General features: G+C 61.6%; 19 protein-coding genes and 1 pseudogene. 9 read left to right on the top strand and 11 right to left on the bottom strand.

The window, feature by feature from the left end:
- Positions 1 to 74 precede the first annotated feature (74 nt).
- The 4 genes from ACIPZ8_RS24545 to ACIPZ8_RS24530 form a co-directional block, all read right to left on the bottom strand.
- On the bottom strand, positions 75 to 1193 hold the full coding sequence (locus ACIPZ8_RS24545; RefSeq protein WP_400728750.1) for an aromatic ring-hydroxylating dioxygenase subunit alpha: 1119 nt from the start codon (positions 1191 to 1193) through the stop codon (positions 75 to 77).
- 135 nt (positions 1194 to 1328) lie between these two features.
- Positions 1329 to 2945: a BCCT family transporter gene (locus tag ACIPZ8_RS24540; protein WP_400728747.1), complete on the bottom strand. Its 1617-nt coding sequence runs from the start codon at positions 2943 to 2945 to the stop codon at positions 1329 to 1331.
- 301 nt (positions 2946 to 3246) lie between these two features.
- Complete coding sequence (locus ACIPZ8_RS24535) at positions 3247 to 3963, bottom strand: murein L,D-transpeptidase catalytic domain family protein (RefSeq protein WP_400728744.1); 717 nt, start codon at positions 3961 to 3963, stop codon at positions 3247 to 3249.
- 89 nt (positions 3964 to 4052) lie between these two features.
- A complete protein-coding gene (locus ACIPZ8_RS24530; RefSeq protein ID WP_400728741.1) occupies positions 4053 to 5087 on the bottom strand; it encodes a L,D-transpeptidase in 1035 nt (344 codons plus the stop codon).
- Between the two features lie 319 nt (positions 5088 to 5406).
- Between ACIPZ8_RS24530 and ACIPZ8_RS24525 the strand changes: the two genes are divergently transcribed.
- On the top strand, positions 5407 to 6927 hold the full coding sequence (locus ACIPZ8_RS24525; RefSeq protein WP_400728738.1) for an NCS1 family nucleobase:cation symporter-1: 1521 nt from the start codon (positions 5407 to 5409) through the stop codon (positions 6925 to 6927).
- Positions 6928 to 7066: 139 nt separating this feature from the next.
- Here ACIPZ8_RS24525 and ACIPZ8_RS24520 read toward each other — a convergent pair whose 3' ends face one another.
- The 7 genes from ACIPZ8_RS24520 to ACIPZ8_RS24490 form a co-directional block, all read right to left on the bottom strand.
- Positions 7067 to 7687, bottom strand: a complete 621-nt coding sequence (locus ACIPZ8_RS24520; protein ID WP_400728735.1) for a hypothetical protein — start codon at positions 7685 to 7687, stop codon at positions 7067 to 7069.
- Positions 7687 to 8385, bottom strand: coding sequence for a hypothetical protein (locus tag ACIPZ8_RS24515; RefSeq protein ID WP_400728733.1), 699 nt, complete (start codon positions 8383 to 8385; stop codon positions 7687 to 7689). Before ACIPZ8_RS24515 ends, ACIPZ8_RS24520 begins: the two co-directional genes overlap by 1 nt.
- Before the next feature lie 94 nt (positions 8386 to 8479).
- On the bottom strand, positions 8480 to 9265 hold the full coding sequence (gene pstB, locus ACIPZ8_RS24510; RefSeq protein WP_027918791.1) for a phosphate ABC transporter ATP-binding protein PstB: 786 nt from the start codon (positions 9263 to 9265) through the stop codon (positions 8480 to 8482).
- A gap of 49 nt (positions 9266 to 9314) precedes the next feature.
- The gene (gene pstA, locus ACIPZ8_RS24505; protein WP_400728730.1) at positions 9315 to 10208 is read right to left on the bottom strand and encodes a phosphate ABC transporter permease PstA; all 894 of its coding nucleotides are present in this window, start codon (positions 10206 to 10208) and stop codon (positions 9315 to 9317) included.
- A complete protein-coding gene (gene pstC, locus ACIPZ8_RS24500; protein WP_110635505.1) occupies positions 10208 to 11173 on the bottom strand; it encodes a phosphate ABC transporter permease subunit PstC in 966 nt (321 codons plus the stop codon). Before pstC ends, pstA begins: the two co-directional genes overlap by 1 nt.
- A gap of 72 nt (positions 11174 to 11245) precedes the next feature.
- Entirely contained in the window at positions 11246 to 12274 is a 1029-nt protein-coding gene (pstS, locus tag ACIPZ8_RS24495) for a phosphate ABC transporter substrate-binding protein PstS (protein ID WP_400728727.1), read from the bottom strand.
- A gap of 172 nt (positions 12275 to 12446) precedes the next feature.
- Positions 12447 to 12938, bottom strand: coding sequence for a GNAT family N-acetyltransferase (locus ACIPZ8_RS24490; RefSeq protein ID WP_400728724.1), 492 nt, complete (start codon positions 12936 to 12938; stop codon positions 12447 to 12449).
- A gap of 168 nt (positions 12939 to 13106) precedes the next feature.
- Here ACIPZ8_RS24490 and ACIPZ8_RS24485 point away from each other — a divergent pair, with 168 nt between their 5' ends.
- The 8 genes and pseudogenes from ACIPZ8_RS24485 to ACIPZ8_RS24450 all read left to right on the top strand — a co-directional run bounded on the left by ACIPZ8_RS24485 (position 13107) and on the right by ACIPZ8_RS24450 (position 23942).
- A complete protein-coding gene (locus ACIPZ8_RS24485) occupies positions 13107 to 13790 on the top strand; it encodes a type 1 glutamine amidotransferase domain-containing protein (protein WP_400728721.1) in 684 nt (227 codons plus the stop codon).
- A gap of 323 nt (positions 13791 to 14113) precedes the next feature.
- Entirely contained in the window at positions 14114 to 15961 is a 1848-nt protein-coding gene (gene tssI, locus ACIPZ8_RS24480; RefSeq protein WP_400728718.1) for a type VI secretion system tip protein TssI/VgrG, read from the top strand.
- Complete coding sequence (locus tag ACIPZ8_RS24475; RefSeq protein ID WP_400728715.1) at positions 15954 to 16544, top strand: hypothetical protein; 591 nt, start codon at positions 15954 to 15956, stop codon at positions 16542 to 16544. Before tssI ends, ACIPZ8_RS24475 begins: the two co-directional genes overlap by 8 nt.
- A gap of 28 nt (positions 16545 to 16572) precedes the next feature.
- Positions 16573 to 17019: a DcrB-related protein gene (locus tag ACIPZ8_RS24470; protein ID WP_400728712.1), complete on the top strand. Its 447-nt coding sequence runs from the start codon at positions 16573 to 16575 to the stop codon at positions 17017 to 17019.
- A gap of 5 nt (positions 17020 to 17024) precedes the next feature.
- Entirely contained in the window at positions 17025 to 21245 is a 4221-nt protein-coding gene (locus tag ACIPZ8_RS24465) for an RHS repeat-associated core domain-containing protein (protein WP_400728710.1), read from the top strand.
- Positions 21246 to 21248: 3 nt separating this feature from the next.
- A complete protein-coding gene (locus ACIPZ8_RS24460; RefSeq protein ID WP_400728707.1) occupies positions 21249 to 21863 on the top strand; it encodes a hypothetical protein in 615 nt (204 codons plus the stop codon).
- Between the two features lie 54 nt (positions 21864 to 21917).
- Positions 21918 to 22502, top strand: a pseudogene (locus ACIPZ8_RS24455) (type IV secretion protein Rhs); the annotation flags it as partial.
- Between the two features lie 216 nt (positions 22503 to 22718).
- Complete coding sequence (locus ACIPZ8_RS24450) at positions 22719 to 23942, top strand: SfnB family sulfur acquisition oxidoreductase (protein ID WP_400728704.1); 1224 nt, start codon at positions 22719 to 22721, stop codon at positions 23940 to 23942.
- Positions 23943 to 23949: the final 7 nt, after the last annotated feature.

The following is a 23949-nucleotide window of genomic DNA, read 5'->3' as shown; positions in this document are numbered from 1 at the left end:
GCCCTGGCCATAACTCGATCCGAAATCAACGATAGGTATGAACGCGCCCGGCGCTTTTCCGCCGGGGCTCTGGGTCAGTCCAGGTGGGCAACCGCAATCAGGTTGTGGAAGTGAGCGATGCCGTGCTCGCTGATGCCGGAGCGCTGCTTGTCGACCATGATCCGGCCTTGGCCACGGTAGCCCCGCGACTTCAGGCCCTTCTGCACGCTCTCGACCAGGCGCAGGTCTTCCGGGCGGAACACTTCGCGGTACCAGTCGATCAGCACTTGCTGCTCCGGGGTGATGTCCTTGTTCAGGAAATAGATGTCGTAGTGCTGCAAAGTGGTCTCGGCATCGACCGGGAACTCGTAGATGCAGGTCATGAAGTTGGCCCCCGGCGGCACGTTGAACATCGTGCACGGCCAGGCCCAGAAGCCTGCAAAGGACGGGTCGGTGACCGACTCGTCGACCTTGAACGATTGCTCGGACGACTTGGCCACGCCGTACTGCAGCGTCCAGTTGCCGTGCAGGGTGTGGCCGTACTGGCCGACGTCCACCGAGTCGGCAAAGCTCGGGTGCGCCGGGCCGCAGTGGTAGCACTCCAGGTAGTTGTCGACGATCGATTTCCAGTTGGCCGGGGTGTGGCTGACAAAGCGTGCCGCCAGCTGCAGGTCGTCAATGACGCTGCAGGCTTCGCGCATGCGCTGCTGCAGGCCGGGCAGCTGCTCTTCCACAGGGCCTGCGGCATTGTCCATGTTGATGTAGATGAAGCCTGCATACTCTTCGACACGCAGCTGCACGAGGCTGTAGTCACCCTTGTCGAAGGCCTCGACCTGGTCGCAGTTGCGCACATGGGTGAGGTCGCCGTCGAGCTTGAAGGTCCAGGCGTGGTACGGGCAGGCGATCACGTTCTTGGCCTTGCCGCTGCCTTCGAGCAGTTGGTGGCCGCGGTGCGGGCAGACGTTGTAGAAGGCGCGCAGCACGCTGTCGCGGCCACGGATGACGATGATGCTCTCGCCAATCACTTCGCGGGTGATGTAGGCGTTGTTCTCCGCCACTTCACTGCGATGGCCGACGCAAATCCAGCTCTTGGCGAAGATCTGCTCCTTCTCGTGTTCGAAGACTTCCTTGCTGGTGTAGTAGGTGGCCGGAATGGTGAACGCTTTTTCGTGGTCGCTGCAGAAATCAGCAGGCAGGCGTTGGAACTTGGTCATCTCTTGTCTCCAGGCTGCGCATTGCGCATCTTGTAATTCATGGTTAACTGGAACCTGTCAGTTAACACGCAGGGCAAAAAAAAGCCTGCTGCGGTCTCAACCAAGGGTCAGGGCGACACCGAGCAGGAAAAATCATCAGGCCGGCTCGGCAGCAGCAGCGATTGGCTGGGCCACCTGGCGTTCGCTGACCGGTTGCTCTTCGCGCGCCATGGCCGCGGCTTCTTCCTCGATGCGATGGGCCGGCACGGAGCCGTAGTCGGCCAGCATCCATTTGAAGAAGCCATACACCTTGATCAGCAGGATCACGGTAAACGGAATGGCGGTGAGCACCACGGCCGTCTTCATGGTGGACAGCGACGCCTTGGCAAACAGCATGGCCAGCGGCACCAGGGTCAGGGTCACGCACCAGAACAACCGATGAGTGGGCGACGGGTCTTCACCGTCCTGCAGGTTGCGGGTGCTGGTCGCGGCGACGGCGTAGGCGGCGGCGTCCATGTGCGACGCACAGAAGACCGCCATGATGAACAGGTACACCGCCATGAACACCTTGCCCCATGGCAGGCCCATGACCACCGCTTCAACGGCACTTTCACCGCCCTGTTCGGTGAGGATCTTCGGTACATCGATGGCGCCCGTGATGAACTGGTGCATGCTGTAGCTTTCCAGCGCGCCGAAGAAGAACCAGCAGCCGACGCTGCCGCCCATGATCAGCGCGAGCACCACTTCCTTGATCTGCCGACCGCGCGATACGCGGGTGACGAACATCGCGACGCCGGGTGCGTACGACACCCACCACAGCCAGTAGAACACGGTCCAGTTGCGGGTGAATTCGCCCTCGCCGGCCGGGTCGGTGAACAGGCTCATGTGCACATAGTTCTGGATCATCAGGCCAATGCCGTTGGCCGTGTTGTTGATGGTGAACTGGGTCGGGCCGACCAGCAGCACCACGGCGGCGAAGACCAGGGCGCCATAGCAGACGATCTTGCTGAGTTTCTGCAGGCCACCGTCGATGCCGATGTAGGAACTCAGCGAGAACAGGATCGCAATTACCCCGATCAGCATGACCTGCACAGTGAAGGTGTCTGGCGTACCCACCAGGCCCGACAGGCCGCGGGTCAGGGTCGAGGCGGTCAGTGCCAGGGACACCGTCAGCGCGCCCATCATGGTCAGCAGGAAGATCAGGTCGACCAGCCGGCCCACCGGCCCGGTGGCCTTGAGCCCGGTCACCGCCTCGACGACCGAGGCCAGGTTCAGGCCGCTCTTCTTGCGCACATGGAAGTGATAGGCCATGGCCAGCGACGCCAGGGCGTAGATCGACCAGGCGCTGATACCCCAGTGGAAGAATGAATAGCCGACGCTGTATTCCAGGGCTTCACGGGACTGCGCGGCAATGTTCAGGCCGGGGGTCTGGTAGTAGTAGGCCCACTCCATCACGCCCCAGTAGAGGGTCGAGGACCCCATGCCGGCGCAGATGAACATGAACACCCAGGTCACGGTGGCGTATTCCGGCTTGCCGGCGCCGAGGCGGATGTTGCCGTACTTGCTGAAGGCGATGCCCAGCACGGCAATGGTGCTGGCGAAGATGAGCAGTTGCACCGCGGTGCCAAAGGACCGCGTGGACCATTCGAACAGTTGATTGGCAGCAATGCCGGCCTGCTCGGGGAAGGCGGCCAGGCCAACCACCGTCAGCAGGACCGCGATCAGGCTCATGCTGATGAGGAACACATCAACCTTTTTGTTGAGGTAAGACATCAAGTGACTCCCAGGACGTTTTTGTTTTTTTGTCACATCCAACGCAGGCTCGGGATGAGGACGCTCTCCCTGGCGTCGTAACCAGTGGTTAACTGCAATCCTTTGGTTAACAGTCTGCGGACAATTCATCTGTTTCGCAAGCGCCTTTCATCCTTGGCCTGCCTTTGCGCAGGAAGGGTGAAAACGAAGTCGAGGTGTTCAAGAAAGGGAAATCAGGTGATTTGCGCCGAAAAACAGCGAATAGCCAACAAACCGAGGCCGCTTCGGATCGAAGGCGGCCTGCCTGTTGCTGCCGCGCTCGCTACTTGCTGGCGATCGACTGGCTCGCCAGCGGGCAGCTCTGGGCGTTGAGAAAGCGCGATGTCTTCAGCCAGTCCTGCTGCGGGTAATAGGCAAATACATAGCTGCCGCGCTGCAGCGTGTCGATCAGCCTGCCGGCAATGGCCGGCCGCACCGCCGGGCAGCCCTGGCTGCGCCCCAGGCGCCCAAGGCCCGGAACCACCTTGGGGTCGGCATAGGCGGCGGCATGCATGACAATCGCCCGCGACATGCTGTTGTCGTTGAACCCCGGCTCCAGCCCCTGCAGGCGCAGCGAGCGACCATGCTTGCCACTGTAGATCTGGCCGGTTTCATACAGGCCGATGGACGATTGGTAGCTGTTCGGGGCATTGGAGAATGTGGTTGGTACATCGGCGCCACTGTTCTTGCCGTGGGCGACCCACTCCTCGAACAACAGTTTGCGCGTGCGCAGGTCGAACACCCACAGGCGCTTGTCACGCGAGGCCTTGGAGTAATCGATCACCGTCAGCAGCTTGCCCGCCTCGCCGTGGCTGGCGCAGGCGTAGGCCGTGAGGGCCATGCCCAGCGCCGACAGGCTGGCGTTGGGTGCCAGCTGCTGCAGCTCGGCGGCGCTGGGCAGGGGCTGCGCGTGGGCGGCTTGCCAGGCGCTGAGGAAAAACAGGCCAATACTGGCCGCCGAGAGCCGCAAAGCTCCCCGCAAGGGTTCAAACATCGACATGGACTACCCCGGTAAAGGCCTGTCAGCAAAAAATCAGCTGGCTTGCGGCCAAAAGCCACCACTTTGCTTGAATTCTTCGGGATTGCCGATCATTTCTTGACCAATGGCTTGTGTGCCTTGCCATCGTCGGTGCTGATCACGGTGAATTTCCCGTCGCTGCGGGTATCCCGGGTCGACGCCCAATCGGTGATCACCAGCATCGTGCCGACGTCCATCGCCGCGCGCAGGTGCTGGCGGAACTCCGGGTTGATGGTCAATTGCCCTAGCTGTTCATAGGGCGTGTTCCCGTACTCCGGGTTGCTCAGGGCGACCACCGACCAACGTAAGGGTAGTGCATCATCGAGCGCCAGGGCGGAGGGTTTTTGCAGCAACGAGTAAACCGCCATGCCACTGCGGTGCTTGCTGCTTTCAAGCGAGAGTACCGGCGCCGAGCCGATCAGCTGGCCACCGCGATACACGTAGGCGCGCAGGTCGGCACGGCTGATCAGGATCGACAGCGGCCCGGCCGTCGGGTCCGGGTCGCTCCAGAACTGCTCGTTGCTCAATACCAGCGGGCCCTGGGCCTTGCCAGCGCTGACCGTGGGTGCCAGCACGCCAGGGTGGTAGACCTCCACCGGTGCACTCTGGGTATCGGAGACGATCACGGTGGTAGAGCTGAAGCCGGTGACCTCATACAGCCGCTTGGCAAACTCCAATGGCAGGCGCACGCAACCGTGGGAAGCCGGGTAGCCTGGCAGATGCCCGGCGTGCAGGGCGATACCGTCCCAGGTCAACCGCTCCATGTAGGGCATCGGTGCGTTGTTGTAGAGGCTGGAATTGTACTCGACCTTCTTCTGCAGAATGCTGAAGACCCCGGTGGGGGTTTCCCGCCCTGCCTTGCCGCTGCTCACGGTGCTGACGCCAATGGCGATGCCATTGCGATAGACGTAGGCACGTTGCTCGGTGAGGCTGACCACAACGGTAACCGGCCCCGCCGGCGAGACCTGCGGGTACCAGAGAAACTGGCCAGGCTTGAGGTTGTCGATCTGGCTCCTCAGTGCAGCCGGGGTGGGCACCTGCAGCGGCGCCGCTTCGACCCAGGTGGTGGCAAGCAACAGCCCCAGCGCGAGCGGTACATGCAACATCGAACTGATCCTCATGGCATCCTGCCCACAGCTTATGCGGAACATGCCCCGCAAGCCACCCGAGCCTCCTCGCGGGGTGCGGGGCGGTAACAACCCTGCACCAAAGTGTGCACAAAATTCCCAGCTCAGCGCACATTACCTGTGGGAGCGGCTTTAGCCGCGAACACCGGCAAAGCCGGTGCCAGGCACCGCGTCGCCTGCTTCGCGACTAAAGCCGCTCCCACAGAACTCCCGGCGCTCTTCACGCTCACGGGTTGGTACGAATCTTGTTTGTATACAAATACAAACAATAAAAGTACACAACCATCATGGAGTCCCGATGGCGTCGATTTCCCGTTCCGATGTTGGCCAGCTTGCCGATCGCGCCGCCGAAACGGCCGGCCCCCGCGAGATGCAGCTGAGCCCGCGCCTTTACAGCAACGACCTTGCACCGACCCGTGCGGCCAATCGCACCTGGGGGCGCTACAGCCTGTTTGCGCTGTGGACCAACGATGTGCACAACATTGCCAACTACTCCTTCGCCATCGGCCTGTTCGCCCTGGGCATGAGCGGCGCACAGATCCTCGCCGCCTTCGCGCTCGGTGCGCTGGTGATCTACGGCCTGATGAACCTGTCCGGCTACATGGGGCAGAAGACCGGCCTGCCCTACCCGGTCATGTGCCGGATCAGCTTCGGCATCCACGGCGCGCAGATCCCGGCACTGATCCGCGCGGTGATCGCCATCGCCTGGTTCGGCATCCAGACCTACCTCGCCTCGGTGGTCCTGCGCGTGCTGCTCACCGCCATCGCCCCCGACCTCAAGGCCTACGACCAGAACGCGATCCTCGGCCTGTCGACCCTGGGCTGGGTCACCTTCCTCGGCATCTGGTGCGTGCAGGTGGCGATCTTCGCCTATGGCATGGAGATGGTGCGCCGCTTCGAATCCCTCGCCGGGCCGATCATCCTGGTCGCCTTCAGCGGCCTGGCAGGCTGGATGTACTGGCGCAGCGGCCTGTCGATCGCCTGGTCCAGCGGCAACGCGCCGACCGGCTCCGGCATGTGGCTGAAAGTGTTCGGTGCCGCCGCGCTGTGGGTCTCGCTGTACGGCACCATGATCCTCAACTTCTGCGACTTCACCCGCAACTGCCCGGACCGCCGCACCATCAGCGTGGGCAACTTCTGGGGCCTGCCGGTGAACATGCTCGGCTTCGCGCTGATCGCCGTGGTGCTCGCCGGTGCGCAGTTCAGCATCGACGGCAAGCTGGTACAGAGCCCGAGCGAAATCGTTGCCGCCATCCCCAACACCGCCGGCCTGGTACTGGCCTGCCTGGCCTTCCTGCTGGTCACCGTGGCAGTGAACATCATGGCCAACTTCGTCGCCCCGGCCTTCGTGCTCACCAACCTGGCACCAAAGGTACTGAACTTCCGCCGCGCGGGCTTGCTCAGCGCCTCCATCGCGGTGCTGATCCTGCCCTGGCACCTGTACAACAGCCCGTCGGTGATCGTGTACTTCCTCGGCGGCCTGGGTGCCCTGCTCGGCCCGCTATACGGCATCATGGTCACCGACTACTACCTGGTACGCCGCGGCCGGGTGAACCTGCCGGAGCTGTACAGCGAAAGCCCCGAGGGTGCCTATCACTACCGTGGCGGGGTCAACCTGCGCGCCGTGGCGGCGTTCATCCCGGCCTCGCTGATTGCCATTCTGCTGGCGCTGGTGCCAGCGTTCGAGACGCTGTCGCAGTTCTCCTGGTTCTTCGGCGCAGGGCTGGGCGGGCTGATCCACTACGCCATCGCCAACCGCAGTGCCCGGTATCAGGCAGTGTCCGGCGAAAGCATTGCCGTGGACGCCGCGCACCACTGATTTGGGCCGGGAACAGGATCAGGTGCTTGTCTTGGGCTCTTGAGCTAGTGCGTAAATCGAGCGCCGCGCGGGCGGCGCTCGATCCCACAGACGCCGCATAACCCACACCAGGAATTAATTTCAGGGTGACCGCAAACGATCAGGATGCAAGCACTTGCGAACGCCTCGCTACGGGTGCCTCGTAGCGGTGCGGTTGCTGCCAGGCCAGCTGAGCCTGCACCTGCTGCGCCGCATCCATCACCTTCTGCGCCCAGCTGTCATCTTCCGGGTTGACCACGACCACCCGGAATCCGTGGTCAAAGCCCTCGATCCCGACCCCTTCGGAATCGTCGACGTGCAAGTCGATGTCGAATGCCGGTGGGTACTTCGAGGGGGTGTTCTCAAGCCCGTGCTGCGACAGGGCATGCTGGTGGCGATCACTGTTGACCACGCCGTCGACGTGAATGCCGTAGAGCATCAGCCAGCGCCGGATGTAGGCCGGTGTGCGGCCCGAAGAGGTGTAGATCCAGATGCTGCAGCCCTGGCGGCGCAGGTCGCGGATCAGCGAACGGGTGCCGCTGCGCAGCGGCTCGCCCAGCCAGCGGTGGACGAACGCCGGCAGCTTGCTGTGTTCTTCATCGGCGTGGTGCGGCAGACAGGCGAGCGTGTCATCGATATCGAAGGAAATGCGCATCTGCGGGCGCCTGAATCTGCGCCCGATGGCTTTCCACGCACGCCGTCCACCGGCCTTGCCTTGCTCCAGCATCGAATACCTTTCCATCAGCGGCTCCCCTGACGGGCCGGCACGCAGGTGCCGCGCAGGAAGAACTTTTCGGGTTCAGGTGCCTTCGCTTCCAGGAAGGCCGCATACTTTTTCTTGATCTTGGGCAATTCGTACAAAGCTTTCACACCATGCTTGGCGGAGTTGCGAATGACCGAGGACGGGTTGAAGTAGCCCTCGGCGTTGTCCAGCGTCAGCACGAACGGCGGCAGCCCTGCACGCATCAGCAGATAGCTGACGATGAGCGACCCCGTGCGATTGTTCCCTTCGATGAACAGCTGCGGCTTGCTGAGGATGCGCACGTAGACACCGGCCGCACGCTTCCAGACCGAATCACTGCGGTACGAGCAATACCAGTTGTACAGATCCTTGATGCCGCCTTCCACGTTGTTGAAAAAACGTGCCTCGGTGGCTTCGAGGTGCGCCGCGAACTCGCGGCGGCGTGCCGGGTCGCTGCCGCACAGCACGGTGGCGTTGATCTCCAGCATCAGGTTCAGCTGCTGCAGGTCGAACAGGTCCACACCCCGTGCGACATAGTCGTCAATCAAGGCATAGCCTTCAAGCACATTGAGCAGCACCTCGTCGGTGAACGGGTCACGCGGCTCGGTGAAATCTTGGCTGAGCTCGGCAAAACGGCCCTGCACCTCGCGCAGTGCGCGCTCTACCGCTGGCAGGTCAAGACGACATGTCGCATCCATTGGTAATCTCTTGAAACAGTACAAACGTGAAAGCGACCTGCCCCGCTCGGCCTTCCTGGCCTGCGGGGCGGGTCGCCTGGCGGGTGCCGGCGACTCAGCTGAACTTGCCGCTGATGTAGTCACTGGTCAGCTGTTCACGCGGATTCTGGAAGATCTGCGTGGTCGGGCCCATCTCCACCAGGTAACCGGTGCGGGTGCCCTGGGAGATGTCGACCGAGAAGAACGCGGTGGTGTCGGCCACACGAATCGCCTGCTGCATGTTGTGGGTCACCAGGGCGATGGTGTAGTCCTTCTTCAGCTCGACCATCAGCTCTTCCACACGGCGGGTGGCAATCGGGTCGAGTGCCGAGCACGGCTCGTCGAGCAGCAGCACTTCCGGCTCGGTGGCGATGGCACGGGCGATGCAAAGGCGCTGCTGCTGGCCACCGGACAGCGACAGGCCGCTGACCTTGAGCTTGTCCTTGACCTCGTCCCACAGCGCCGCACCTTGCAGGGCGTGCTTGACGCGGTCGCCGATGTCGCCCTTGTAGCGGTTCAGGCGCAGGCCGAAGGCAACGTTGTCGAAGATGCTCATCGAGAACGGGTTCGGCTGCTGGAACACCATGCCGATGTAGCGGCGCACCACCACCGGGTCCACGCCCTTGCCGTAGACATCCTGGCCGAGGAAGTGCACATGGCCTTCGAAACGGAAGCCCTTGACCAGGTCGTTCATGCGGTTGAGGCTGCGCAGCACGGTACTCTTGCCGCAGCCGGACGGGCCGATGAAACCGGTGATCTCGTTCTTGCGGATCGGTACATGGCTGTCACGCACGGCCATGAAGTTGCCGTAGAAAATCTTGTCCAGCTTGCAGTCCATGACGATTGGCGCTTCGCTGACCATGGGAGCGGCTCTCTGTGCAGTTGATACGTTCACGGTCGAATGCTCCCTTTCAATACTTTGGCTTGCCGAAGATTCGGCTAAGAATGTTGACTACCAGCACGATCATCACCAACACCAGCGAGGCCGCCCAGGCGAGCTCCAGCTGGTTGTCGAACGGCATGCCGGAGAAGTTGTAGATCAGTACGGCAAGTGATGCCGTGGGGTTCATGACGGCCAGGCTGCCGTCGTGGTAGATCCAGTAGTTGCTGAACAGCGCGGTGAACAGCAGCGGCGCGGTTTCGCCTGCGGCGCGGGCCACGGCCAGCATGACGCCGGTAAGGATGGCCGGCATGCCGGTCGGCAGGACGATCTTCCAGATCACCTGGGCGCGGGTGCAGCCCATACCGTAGGCGGCGTCCTTCATGATCTTGGGGACCATCTTCATCGCTTCTTCAGCGGTCAGCACGACGATCGGCAGCATCAGCACGGCCAGTGCCACGCCACCGGCCGGGGCCGAGTAGGTACCGGTGGTCATCACCACAAGGGCGTAGGCGAAAACACCGGCGAGGATCGACGGCAAACCAGTGAGCATTTTTGCGGCGAAGCGCGAAGCGTTGGCCAGCTTGCTCTCGGGGCCAAGTTCGGCGAGGAACACCGCTGCCAGGATGCCGACCGGCACTGCGATGGCGGCGGCGATACCGACCATGACGAAGGTACCGGCCATGGCGTTGCCAAAACCACCGCCCATCTCGAAACCGGTGGGAGGCAGCTCGGTGAAGACTTCCAGGCTCAGGCGCGCACCGCCGCGGGTGATCAGCATGTACAGCACGGAAATCAGCGGCACGCTGGCCAGCAGGGCCACGCACCAGACCGTGGAGGTCAGCACCAGGCTGCGCAGGGCGCGGCCTTCGAAGCGACGCTGCAGGCTGGGCAATGCGGTGGTGGCTGCAGTGAGGTCAGTCATTATTTGTTACCCCGCTGGGCGTAGAGCATGATCATCGAACCGAACACGTTCACCAGCAACGTGATGAACATCAGGACCAGGGCAGCGTACATCAGCACCTCGATCTCGTTCGGCCCGGCCTCCGGGAAGTTCAGCGCCAGCAAGGCTGCCAGCGTGTTGGCCGGGGCAAACAGCGAAAGGGTGATGGTGTTGGCGTTACCCACCAGCATCGCCAGGGCCATGGTTTCGCCCAGTGCGCGGCCAAGGCCCAGCACCAGGGAACCGAAGATGCCGGTGGCGGCCGACGGCACCATCACCTTGAGGATGGCTTCCCAGTGGGTAGTGCCCATGCCGTAGGCGGCCTGCTTGGTCTTCATCGGTACGCTGGTCAGCGCATCCTGGGACACTGCGGCAATGGTCGGCAGGATCATGATCGCCAGCACCAACGCCGCCGGCAGCAGGCCGGGGCCACTCAGGGAGGTGCCAAAGAACGGGATCCAGCCCAGCTCGCTGTTCAGCCAGGCGGTCAACGGCCGGATGGCCGGAATCACCACATAGATGCCCCACAGGCCATAAACGACGCTGGGGATGGCGGCGAGCAGCTCGACGATGGTGCGAAACACCGCGGCAAGCCTCGCCGGCAAGAAATCCTGGGTAAGGAAAATGGCCATGCTGACGCCGAAGAAACCAGCGATCAACAAGGCGATCAGGGCGCTGTAAAGCGTGCCCCAGATGGCTGGCAGAATGCCGTATTTGCCTTGGTTGACGTCCCACACACTGCCGAACAGCACGTCAAACCCGTGCTTTTCCATTCCTGGAAGTGCTTTGCGTCCTACTTCGTATACCAACGCGAAAACCAGCGCGAGAATCAGCACCACACCGATACGTGCAAGGGCACGGAAGGTGCGGTCAACCAGGAAGTCCTTGGCGGACGGTGGCTGGCACGCGGAGTCTGGGTTATCCGGTATGGCAAAAGGTGTGTTCATTGTCTTGTTCCGGGACAAAGGGCAAACACTCCCGACACGGCTGTCACACCATGCCGGGAGCGCCTGAGGGTGTTACTGGATGCTCTGCGACGCTTTGCGCACTTCGTCGACAACCGACGGTGGCAGCGGGATGTAGCCCATCGAGTCGGCGATCTTCTGACCGTGGGTCAGGCCGTACTCGACCATCTCACGCATGGCCTTGGCCTTTTCCGGGCTGCCGTTGTCCTTGCGGAAGATCATCCAGGTGTAGGAAGTGATCGGGTAGGACTTGGCACCTTCCGGGTCTGGCAGGTGAGCGATCAGGTTTTCCGGCATCTTCACCGCCGCCAGTGCTTCGGCACCGCTCTCGGCGTTTGGCACGACGTATTGGCCGGCCTTGTTTTCCAGCTCGGCGAAGTCGACCTTGGCCAGCTTGGCGAAGCCGTATTCGATGTAGCCGATGGCGCCCGGGGTCTGGCGAACGGTGGCGGTCACGCCGTCGTTCTTCGGCGACTTGATGAACTTGTCGGTAGCCGGCCAGTTGACGGTGTTGCCTTCACCCAGGTCTTTCTTGAAGTCGGCGTTGATGGCCGACAGGTGTTTGGTGAAGACCGCGTTGGTACCGCTGGAGTCGGCACGCACGACCACGGTGATCGGCAGGTCAGGCAGTTTCATGCCTGGGTTGGCCTTGACGATCTGTGGGTCGCTCCACTTGGTGATCTTGCCCAGGAAGATGTTGGAGTACACATCGCGCGGCAGCTTCAGGCCTTTCGGGTTGCCCGGCAGGTTGTAGGCCAGGACGATTTCACCGGCGGTCATCGGCAGCAACTGCACGCCTTCGCCGACCTTGGCCATGTCTGCTTCGCTCATGGCCGAGTCGCTGGCGGCGAAGTCGACGGTCTTGTTCAGGAAGTCCTGAACGCCTGCGCCGCTCCCCTTGGACTGGTAGTCGACGGTGACGCCAGCAGTGTTCTTGCTGAAGTCCTTGAACCAGGTCAGGTAGATCGGTGCAGGGAAACTGGCGCCGGAACCGGTCAGGCGAACGTTGTCTGCGGCAAAGGCCGAAGTGGCAGACAGAGAAACCGCAACGGCAAGTGCAGCAGACTTCATCAGGCGTATCATGGAAAGCGCTCCGTGTGATGGCGAGCACACTTTGCATCAGCTGTGTTACAGCTTTGTGACCGTTGAATGGCAAACGCCTCTTTCACCCCCTCTAAACCGGGGCATACACGCAGTGGATCCTCATTCCGTAGTAACTAAATGTGACTAAACACATCGTCCTCATCCGTCTGGGTCAGAGCGCCATGACCATTTCATGCCAGGCCATGCCCCCGTGGTCCGAGGGCGAAGGCTGCACATACTGGTAGCCCATCTTGCGGTACAGCTCGACGTGCTGCTCTTTGCACATCAGGTGGATGGTCTGTTTGCCCTGCGCCTGCATGCGGCTGATGAACTCGCTCATCAGCCGCTTGGCGTAGCCCTTGCCCTGGTGGGCCGTGTCCACCACCACCGACATGATCACCACGTTGGGCGCCTGCGGGTCATGACCGACCAGCTCCTTGAAGGCCTCATCGGACATCACCACGTCGTGGGCGCAGCCGCTGTTGATGAAGCCGACGATGCCATGGGCGTCTTCGAGCAGCAGGAAGCCTTCAGGGTATTGGCTGATGCGCGTGCGGATCTTCTCCAGCGTGGCCGCTTCGTCACCTTCGTAGGCACCGATTTCGATCACGAAGCAGCGCTCGGCATCCGCGATGACGGGTTGGCGGAATGAGGTGTTGCTCATGGGCAGGCATCCATAAATGAAATGATCGTGCTGCCAGGGTAATTGACTAAGCGGCAAACCCCGCAATCTTTTCGAGGGCTATCATGGAACGCCTGCGGCGCCCTGCCCTCCCACCTTCATGCAGGGCGAACAGCGCACTGCCCATTCACCTCTGGAGGAGTGGCTTTGATGAAAAAGATCCTGATGGTGCTCACCTCGCACGACCAACTGGGTGACACCGGCAAGAAGACCGGCTTCTGGCTGGAAGAATTTGCCGCGCCCTACTACGTGTTCGTCGACGCCAATGCCGACGTTACCCTCGCCTCACCCAAAGGTGGCCAGCCACCGCTGGACCCGAAAAGCGACGAACCCGACGCCCAGACCGACGCCACCCGGCGCTTTGCCAGCGACACCGACGGGCAGATGGCCTTGGCCGACACCGTGCCGCTTGGCGAAATCGACCCGTATGGCTTCGACGCGGTGTTCTACCCCGGTGGCCACGGGCCGCTGTGGGACCTGGCCGAGGACAGCGACTCCAGGGCCTTGTTGGAGGCCTTCTATGCCGCCAACAAGCCGATAGCTGCCGTTTGCCACGCGCCTGGGGTGCTCAAGCACGTCAAGGCGCCAGACGGCCATCCGGTGGTCAAGGGCAAGAAGGTCACCGGCTTTGCCAATAGCGAAGAACAGGCGGTCGGGTTGACCGAAGTGGTGCCCTTCCTGGTGGAAGACATGCTCAAGGCCAACGGTGGCGAATACTCCAAGGCAGCGGACTGGGCGAGCCATGTGGTCGAGGATGGCCATCTGATCACCGGCCAGAACCCGGCCTCTTCGGAGGGGGTGGCCAAGGCGCTACTTGAGCGACTGGCTCGCTGATAGCACACCGGAGCAACACGGCAGTTACTCCCGGCAGCCGAGTGCGAGTGGTGGCTATTTTGTAACTCCTTGATTCGGTTGTGCTGTTTGAACCGATGAACCAGGGTGAAGCGCCGGTCGGCCGCATATATTCCGCAAAGTAGCGCCGTTACTGGGCCGGCGCTCTTTCCCAGCGACGGGTACTTTCGCGCAGTGTAGGAAAGCGCGAAATCACCCGGTTACTCGGTCCTACACACACGTTTTTCACTCAACACACTGTTCATTGTCAGCCTCTCGATCATTGCCCTAGCCTCCGAGCGCTTCTCGCCCTCAAGGACAATGCCATGATCAGGGACCTGGCCGAGCGCCTCTCGCCGCAGCATCGCCGACTGTTCCAGTTTCACCACCTGAGCGACCCCGATCAGCCGCTGCTGCTGGAAAGCTTCAGGGGCGCCGAGGCCCTGTCGCAGCCATTCGCCTATGAGCTGCTGCTGATCTGCGACGCACCGCACATGCCGCTCAAGTCGATGATCGGCCAGCAGGTCAGCCTCGAGATCGAACTGGCCGATGCCGCACCGCGTTTCATCAACGGCTACCTCACGCGCTTTGCCAGCCAAGGTAGCGACGGCGCCCTCGACCGCTATGGCGCGACCCTGAGCCCTTGGCTGACGATGCTCAGGCACCGCACCGACACGCGCATCTTCCAGAACTGCACCGTCATTGACGTGCTCGCGGATGTCTTCGCCCTGTACCCGGCCTATGCCGACTACGCCTTGCGCCTGAGCCAGCCGCAGAAACGCCACACCTACCTCACCCAGTATCGCGAATGCGACCTCAACTTCGTCCAGCGTCTGCTGGATGACGCCGGGCTGTTCTACTTTTTCGAACACAGCCGCGAAGGCCATACCCTGATCATCTGCGACGACTCCACGATGCTTGACGCGCTCCCCGAGCAAGCGCAGATCCGCTTCCACAGCGCCTCGGTCACCGAAACCGCCGACGCGATCACCCAGTGGTGCGGCCAGCGCCAGTTGCAGGCCGGCAGCATGGCTGCGCAAACCTTCGACTATCGCCAGCCACGCAACCGCCTGCCAGTGGCGATGCGCAGCCTCAATGAGCAAGGCGCCGTGCAGCGTTTCGAAATCTACGACCCCGGCCAGTACACCCACAGCACCCATGACGAAGGCGAGGCGCTGTTGCGCCGGCGCGTCGAGGCGCTGGAACTCGTTGGCAAGCAGTTCGAGGGTGCCAGCAACTGCCGCGCCATGCGCCCCGGTTACAGCTTCGAATTGCTGCAGCACCCTGGCCACCAGCGCGGTCCGGTGGAAGAGCGCGAGTTCCTGCTGATGGGCGTGACCTGCGAGGGCCACAACAACTACCTCAGCGGCCGGCAGGCAGGCTACTTCAACACCTTCACCTGCGTGCGCAAGAAGATCCCTTACCGCCCGCCGCTGAACACACCGAGGCCGACCATCGCCGGCCCGCAGACCGCCATTGTCGTCGGCCCGCCCGGCGAAGAGATCTTCACCGACGAACTGGGCCGGGTGAAAGTGCAGTTCCACTGGGACCGCAACGGCGCCTTCAACGACCACAGCTCCTGCTGGGTGCGGGTGGCGCAGGCTGGTGCCAGCGGTGGCTTTGGCAGCATCCAGATCCCGCGGGTAGAGGACGAGGTCGTGGTGGTGTTCCTCGACGGCAATCCGGACCGGCCACTGATCATCGGCAGCCTCTACAACAGCAGCAACACCCCGCCATGGGCGCTGCCAGTGAACAAGACCCAGAGCGGGTTGTTGACGCGCTCGATCAAGGGTGATGGTGGCACCGCGAACTTTTTCCGCTTCGAAGACAAGGCCGGCGCCGAGCAGGTGATCCTGCATGCCGAGCGCAACCTGGACACGGAAGTCGAGCGCGACGAGACCCACTTCGTGGGCAACGACCGCAAGGTCAACGTCGCCGGCACACACCAGGAAATCATCGGCAAAGACACGCTGATCAACATCAAGGAGGGCTCGTACACCCTGCAGGTCGACAACCAGTTCATTCAGGTTCTGGCGCAGCAACACATCATCCTGCAGGTCGGCAGCAGCACCCTCACGTTGAAGCCGAACAAGATCCTGATCCAGGCGGACAACATCGAAGTGCGGGGCAAGCACACCTTCGTCAAGGGTGACCGGGTGGATATCAATGAGTAACGCATTCGGCATCGCAAAAGGAAATCTCTACGACCGCCTCTGGCAGCAACGCGAAGCGGCTGAAGCCCGGGCCAGAGCGCAGGCCGAAGAGGAAGCCGCGCTCGCGTTGTCGCAGCCCGCACCCGCGCTGCCAGTGCTGCCTGAACGCAACGCCATGACAATCGCCGGTCTGCAGTTGCTCATGCCTGAACGTGCAAGGCTGCGCGATGTGTCGGCCGCTCTGCAGGTTGGCGAGCACAGCGTCACCCTCAGGGCTCGATGCCGCAGCGTTGCACAGACGCTGACCCTCGACCAGGCAATGGACAGCTACCAGGCAGAGGCCCGCCAACAGCATGAGGCGCTCACCCTCGTGCGTCAGCAGCCATCCCTGCTCGCCGGGCACCCGGCGTTGATGCTGGATTATCTGTTCGGTCAGGACGAGGCGCGACGGCATTGCCGCACCTTGCTCACCCTGATCCCGCCCAGTGACGGCCATGAAGCGCTGTCATTTTCCCTCTCGACTGTCATCGATCCCGACCTGAGGCCGCTGGCCGACTGGCTGATCGACTTCGACGCCATGCTCGCCGCCGTTACCGCCATTTGATTTCGCTCGCAAAGGAAGACAGCAACCAATGGACTACCCACTTGCCGAAGGCACCCTCCAGCTGCCCGAGGGTTTGCAGGACCGCACCGTCAACATTTTCGTTCAGCCCAGCAGCGGCCCGGCGCACTTGAACTTCAACGTAGCCCGCGATGATCTGCCAGCGGAAGAAAGCCTGGGCGCCTATGTCGATCGTCAGCTCGCGCTGATAGGCAGCAAGCTGCGCAACTACACCCTGCTGGGAAAACGCCCGGTCAGTTTGTCGACCGCCGCACCGCTGGCCGGCCTGCAGGTCGATGCCTACTACCTGCACGATGGCCGGCCCGTGTACCAGCGCCAGGCGGCATTCGAGGTCACACCAGGCCGCATCCTGGTGTTCTCCGCGACCAGCCAGAGCGAATTCAATGCCGGGCAGGACGCGTGCTGGCAACAACTGCTCGACGGTTTTCAGCCTCGCGCTCAATCGCCGCAGGAGTAAGCGTCATGTTCGAAGCAGCGCGCCTGGGCGATGAGATCGAGCACACTGGCGCCTTGGCCGGCTTTCTGGCCGGTGCCGTGGTGGGCCTGGCCATGGTGGCGGCAGCGTCCTTCATGATTTGCACGGGAGGCCTGGGCGGCATCCTGTTGCCGCTGGTCATTGGCATCGGTGCCAGTTTCCTGCCGTCGCTGGGGGAATCTTTTGGATCGCTATTCAGCTCGGCGGCCGGGCACCTCGAACGGCCAGGCTGTTCCGACAACGTGTTCATCAACGGGCGCAACGCCGCCCACGCCACCTTGAGCACTGCCCAATGCGACAAGCACCCGGCACCGGTCCTGGTCGCCGAAGGCTCGACCAATGTGTTCATCAACGGCGTGGCCGCCGCGCGCTCGGGTGACAAGCTCACCTGCGGCGCGAGGATTGCCAGCGGTTCGCGCAATGTCTTCATCGGGGGCGGCAGCAAGCGTTACTTGCCAGTGAACGAAGAGGTGCCCGACGCATTGCGCGTCACCGTCGACATCCTGATGGTGGTCGCGTCGATGGGCCGCTCGGTGTTCAACGTCGCCACCCTGGGGCTGCAGGCCGGCCTGAAAGCGGCGCGGCCGTGCGCCTTGCGGGTCGGTGCGTCGATTGCAGCCAGTTACCTGGCGGGCCGCTACCTCATTGGCCCGGCGGTGGAGCGCGCACTGGGCGGCCTGGTGGGTAACCCGGTGGACCTGGTCGGCGGCCGCAAGGTGCTGCCCGACGAGACCGACTTCAGCTTGCCCGGCCTGATGCCGCTGAACTGGACACGCTTCTATGCCAGCGACCTCGATGTCGGCGGCGTGCTGGGGCGAGGCTGGGTTCTGCCCTGGGAACAAAGCCTGCGCCGCAATGGCCGGTTCATCTACCTCAGGGACAACCAGGGGCGCAGCGTGCCCTTCGTCGATGTTGAGCCCGGCCAACGCCTGTTCAACCCCAACGAGCAGGTCTACCTGGTGCGTAGCCAGGGTGGGCACTACCTGGTGCAGACGCTGGATAACCTGTTCTTCTATTTCGGCGAAGTCCCGAATAACAACCGTGAAGTGCCGTTGCAGCGCCTTGAAAATGCTCATGGTCATTACCTGCATTTCAACCGCGACGGGGCCGGCCTGCTGACGGATATCAGCGCCCCCGGCGGCATCAGGGTCCACCTGCAGCACGACCATCCGCTCGGTCGCCTGACCGAGGTCCGCCGCATCGTCGGCCACGCGTCCGTGGAAACCCTGGTGCAGTACCGTTACGACGATGCCGGCCAGTTGACCGAAGTGATCAACCGCAACGGCGATACGCTGCGCGAATTCGGTTACACGGATGGCTTGATGAGCCGTCACGGCAATGCCCTGGGCCTCATCTGCGAATACCGCTGGCAAACCCTCGAGGGCCAGCCTCGCGTGGTCGAGCACACGACCAGCGACGGCGAGCACTACTACTTCCGCTATGACATTGCTGGCCGAACCAGCCGGGTCATCGATGTGCTGGGCCGCGAGCTGGAGCTCCGGTACAACGCAGACAACCGCGTCATCGCCAGCCGCGACTTCGGCGGCGAGCGCTATGGCCTGGAGCTGGACGACTCCGGCAATCTGCTCGGCATCGATCTACCCGACAGCAATCACCTGGCCTTCAAGTACGACGAGTTCTGCCGGCTGATCGAAGAAACCGACCCGTTGGGCCGGCAGATCCGCTACAAGCACCACCTGGCCACGCCACAGGTCACCGAAACCCGCTTCCCCGACGGCAGCGTCTGGCAGTGGCGCTACGACCACAAAGGCAACCTGATCACCGAGATCGACCCGCTGGGCCACAAGACCGAGTACCTCATCAGCGACGACGGCCTGCCGCACACGATCATCGATGACAACTTCAAGTCCAGGTACCTGTGGTGGAACGCCCATGCCCAGGTCGAGCACTTCCAGGACTGCTCGGGCAAGAGCACCTACTACCGCTATGACGAACGTCAGCACCTGATCGCGGTGACCGATGCGCTGAACCAGACCACCGCGCTGGAGCGCAAGCCGGACGGTGAAGTGCTGCGCATCCGCCATCCGGATGGCAGCGCGGAAACCTTCACCTACAACGCCCTGGGTCAGGTGCTGAGCCACACCGACGGCAAAGGCCAGACCACGCGCCTGCAACGCACCCCACGCGGCCTGCCGAGGGGCCGGCAGGATGCCAAGGGCGAATGGATCCGCTACGAATACGACGAGGCCCTGCGCCTGACCGCACTGGTCAACGAGAACAATGCGGCCTATCGCTTTGCCTATGACGCGTCGGACCGCCTAAGTGAAGAAATACGGGTGGACAACCTGACCCGGCGTTTCAGCTACAACATCGGCGGCCATCTGATACGCCTGGACGAAATCGGCTACGGCGAAAACGGCGAGCGCCCTGAGCGGCATACGCTGTTCGAGCGGGACGCGATTGGCCGGTTGCTGGCCAAGGTCAATCGCGATGCCCGGCAGGATTTCACGTACGACGAGGCTGATAGGCTGCTCAGTATTGAGCGTCAGCCGACCCCCACGGGCAGAAAGCTAGGTATCACCGAAGAGAAACTGGGCTACAGCTACGACCTGCTAGGTCGACTGACGCAGGAACTGAGCCCGCACGGTGCCCTGGGTTACGCCTACGATCGGCTCAGCAACCTGACCACGCTGACCCTGCCGGACGGCCGCAAGCTCAACCACCTGTACTACGGCAGCGGCCACCTGCACCAGTTGAACCTGGACGGTCAGGTGATCAGCGACATGGAGCGCGATGACCTGCACCGCGAGGTCTACCGCACCCAGGGCAAGCTCACCAGTTGCTTTGGCTACGACCCCATGGGGCGCAAGGCCTGGCAGTTTGCGTCTACCTTGCCTGCCGACAAGCTTTCCCAGGTGCACAACAACGGCATCAACACGTCGCTGCTGGTGGAACACGCTTACAACCCGATTCATCGCCGTTACCACTACGACCCGGCCGGCGAGCTGGCGCGCACGCTCGACAAGCTGCGTGGCGAGGTCCAGTACGAATACGAAGCCAACGGCCAGCTACGCGGCCGTAATACCGGCTCGTTGATCAGCAGCGAAGAATTCCGCTACGACGCAGCGGCCAACCGGCTGGACTTCAATGTGGGTCAATTTGCCAAGGTCAAGGACAACCGGATCAGGCAGTGGCGGAATCAGGAGTACAGGTATGACCCTTGGGGCAACTTGATCAAGAAGCGCACGGGGTACGACAAGCTGCAGAGTTTCAGCTACGACTGCGAAAATCGCCTGGTCCATGCCGAAACGCTGCGCGAGGGCACGCTGGAGAGTTGGGGTAAGTATCGCTACGACAGCCTCGGGCGGCGGGTGGCCAAGCAGGCTGAGGTCAACGGTAAAACTGAGCAGAAACACTTCCTCTGGCAAGGGTTGAGGATGCTGCGTGAGGAGACGTCTGGGCAGAGCATCTTGTACCTGTATGAGCCGGGTAGCTACGCGCCGCTGGCGCGGGTCGATCAGGTGGAAGGTGAAGAGCAGAAGCTCTACTACTTCCATACGGATCAGATTGGGACGCCGTTGGAACTGACCGACAGCGACGGCACGATTGTTTGGCAAGCGACGTATCGTTCGTGGGGGGCGATTGAGCATCTGGCAGTCGATCAGGTCGAGCAGAATCTGCGTTTCCAAGGCCAGTATCTCGATGACGAAACGGCGCTGAACTACAACACGTTCCGGTACTATGATCCGGAGATAGGAAAGTTCATCACTCAGGATCCTATAGGCCTTCAAGGTGACTATAATCTTTACGGCTATGCTCCGAATGCACTTACATGGATTGATCCTTTTGGTCTGTGCAAGAGTGCTGCAAGTGGTGACAAAGGACGAGCTAAGGCCATGCACGACTTGGAGCGGAACGGGTACAAGATCGTCGCGGAAGAAGTCACCATGAAAGTCAATGGAAGTAGAGTTAGAGCGGATTTTGTTACCAGAGATTCTCATGGGATTTTACATGTATTCGAAGTTAAGCATGGCTCTGGGGCGCTAACGAAAAATCAGAATGCTTCTGGGGTTTTCGATATGAGCAACCCTGCTAATGTTACGCATCATTTAGGAGGGGGTGTAATTAAGCCGTCCAGTGGCACAGCAGCCAAACTCAAAGTTGATACTAATAGTTCGCGCGGCAAACTGCTTGGTGGCAAAGGTGCTGTGCATGAAGCTGTATTCAATGTTCTTAAGTATCGGTGATTTATGAGCTCTGAAAATCGATTGCATTTCGAATCTGAACTGCTGAAGGTGTTGAAGATTGTTGCTTCGCAATTTGATGGCGTGGTCGCATCTAAAAACAAGCTAAAGTTTAAATTTAACAAAAAGTATGTGGCTGAGATTTTTCTAGATCATCTTGCGCGAATAGATTCTTATGTGCTTTGCGGGATGGTGTATGGAGGGGAGATTCATGAGTGCGCGTTAAGCTTTGCGCCTCCTTACAAAAGCAATCTATTCAACGAGAGCAGCTTTTCCTTTATTTCGTCAGGCGAAAATAATAAACGCTTTGGTGATGGCTTAAGTGGCGCAATAAAAACCCCATTGCCTGATGTGGCAGGGGAGGTCTGTGCGCATATTAGATCCGTACTGGAAGAATTTTATGTTCCGAAAATTCTAGCCTGTATCAAGCCAGGAAGTCGGACGATAAATGATGTGTTGTCTGCGCCCGACCAGTATGCCTATCCTGCTGTTTTCATACACTGCGCGGCAAAAATAGGCGGGGTGGGCGAAGCAATAGGTCTAATTAATAACGCCGTAACGTCAAAACAAATCATCAAGGACAAATCTTACGACATTCAATTGCTTGTTGGAATCTCATGATTTTTATTCGCTTTTTTAAAGCTAGGCAGTATTACTGCTGATGGTTGGGAATTGCTGCTGAGTGACATGGAGCGCGATCACCTGCACCGCGAGGTCTACCGCACCCAGGGCAAGCTCACCAGTTGCTTTGGCTACGACGCCATGGGGCGCAAGGCCTGGCAGTTTGCGTCTACCTTGCCTGCCGACAAGCTTTCCCAGGTGCACAACAACGGCATCAACACGTCGCTGCTGGTGGAACACGCTTACAACCCGATTCATCGCCGTTACCACTACGACCCGGCCGGTGAGCTGGCGCGCACGCTCGACAAGCTGCGTGGCGAGGTCCAGTACGAATACGAAGCCAACGGCCAGCTACGCGGCCGTAATACCGGCTCGTTGATCAGCAGCGAAGAATACTGCGAAAATCGCCTGGTCCATGCCGAAACGCTGCGCGAGGGCACGCTGGAGAGTTGGGGTAAGTATCGCTACGACAGCCTCGGGCGACGGGTGGCCAAGCAGGCTGAGGTCAACGGTAAAACTGAGCAGAAACACTTCCTCTGGCAAGGGTTGAGGATGCTGCGTGAGGAGACGTCTGGGCAGAGCATCCTGTACCTGTATGAGCCGGGTAGCTACGCGCCGCTGGCGCGGGTCGGCGGCGTTCGCTCGAACAGGTGGCCGGGCCACTGTCGCAGGTGAGCGAATCCTGACCTCATCGCCCAACCTGATGTTGCAGAACAAACACCTCGGCAACAGTTGGCCGTGCATTCACACAGGCAAAATCCGCGCTACTCGGCTACAACGCCCGGATTTATTGGGCCCCTCGTGCTGGCACAACAGCTGCAATGTGAAGTCGTCCGACTACACATCGAGTTGTCCATGCCTAACGAAACACGCTCTGCTGCCTACGAAATCCGCCTTCCCGCAGCACACATCATCCGCGACGACGCCGAGGCGATCACCGTCGCCCACCAGGTCGCCGCCCTGTTGCGCGAAGGTGCAGCCGAACGCGATCGACAGCGGGAAGTGCCGGCAGACATTGTCGACGCATTCTCCAACAGCGGGCTCTGGGGCATCACCGTGCCACGGGCACATGGCGGTGCACAGGTCTCGTTCGCCACGCTCGCCCAGGTGATCGCCATCATCTCCGCCGCCGACCCCTCGCTGGGGCAGATCCCGCAGAACCACTATTGCCTGCTCGAAGACATCCGCCTGCAAGGCACGCCCGAGCAGCAGCGCCACTTCTTCAGCCTGGTGCTGCAGGGCCATCGCTTTGCCAATGCCCTGTCGGAAACCGGCGGCAAGACCGTGCAGGACATCCGCACACGCCTGGTCAGCGAGGGCGACGGCTATCGCATCAATGGGCAAAAAGGCTATTGCACCGGCTCCTTGTACGCCCACTGGATCGGAGTACTGGCGCTGGATGAGCAGGACCGGGCACAGCTGGCATTCGTCGAACGCGGCACGCCTGGCCTGGTGATCGTCGACGACTGGAGCAGCATGGGCCAGCGCACCACCTCCAGCGGTACGGTGCTGCTCGATGGTCTGCGGGTACCGGCGTTCAACCTGTTCCCCAGCTACCGCTCCTACGAAAGCCCGACGCTGGCCGGCCCCTTCGCCCAGCTGACCACCGCCGCCATCGATGCCGGCATCGGCCGCGCCGCGCTGGATGACACCATTGCCTTCGTGCGCCAGCACGCCCGCCCCTGGATCGATGCCAAGGTCGAAAAGGCCAGCGAAGACCCGCTGACCATCATCCAGGTCGGTTCACTGGAAATCCGCCAGGAAGCGGCCGAGGCGCTGCTTGAACGTGCCGGCCTGGCGCTGGATGCGGCGAGACCAGCACCGGATGAAGACAACGTGGCCCTGGCCTCGGTGGCCGTGGCCAAGGCCAAGGTGCTCACCACCGAGGTGGCCATCGAGGCCAGCAACCGCCTGTTCGAACTCGGCGGCACGCGCTCGTCGCTGACCCGGCACAACTTTGACCGTCACTGGCGCAACGCCCGCGTGCACACCCTGCACGACCCGGTGCGCTGGAAGTATCACCTGGTCGGCAACTGGGCGTTGAACGGCATCAAGCCTGCCCGCCATGACTGGAACTGAGGCCCCG

Source organism: Pseudomonas sp. NPDC089422 (genome assembly GCF_044749405.1).
Taxonomy (GTDB): domain Bacteria; phylum Pseudomonadota; class Gammaproteobacteria; order Pseudomonadales; family Pseudomonadaceae; genus Aquipseudomonas.
Note: the sequence above shows the minus strand (reverse complement) of the source record. Positions and strands in the feature narration are given on the sequence as shown.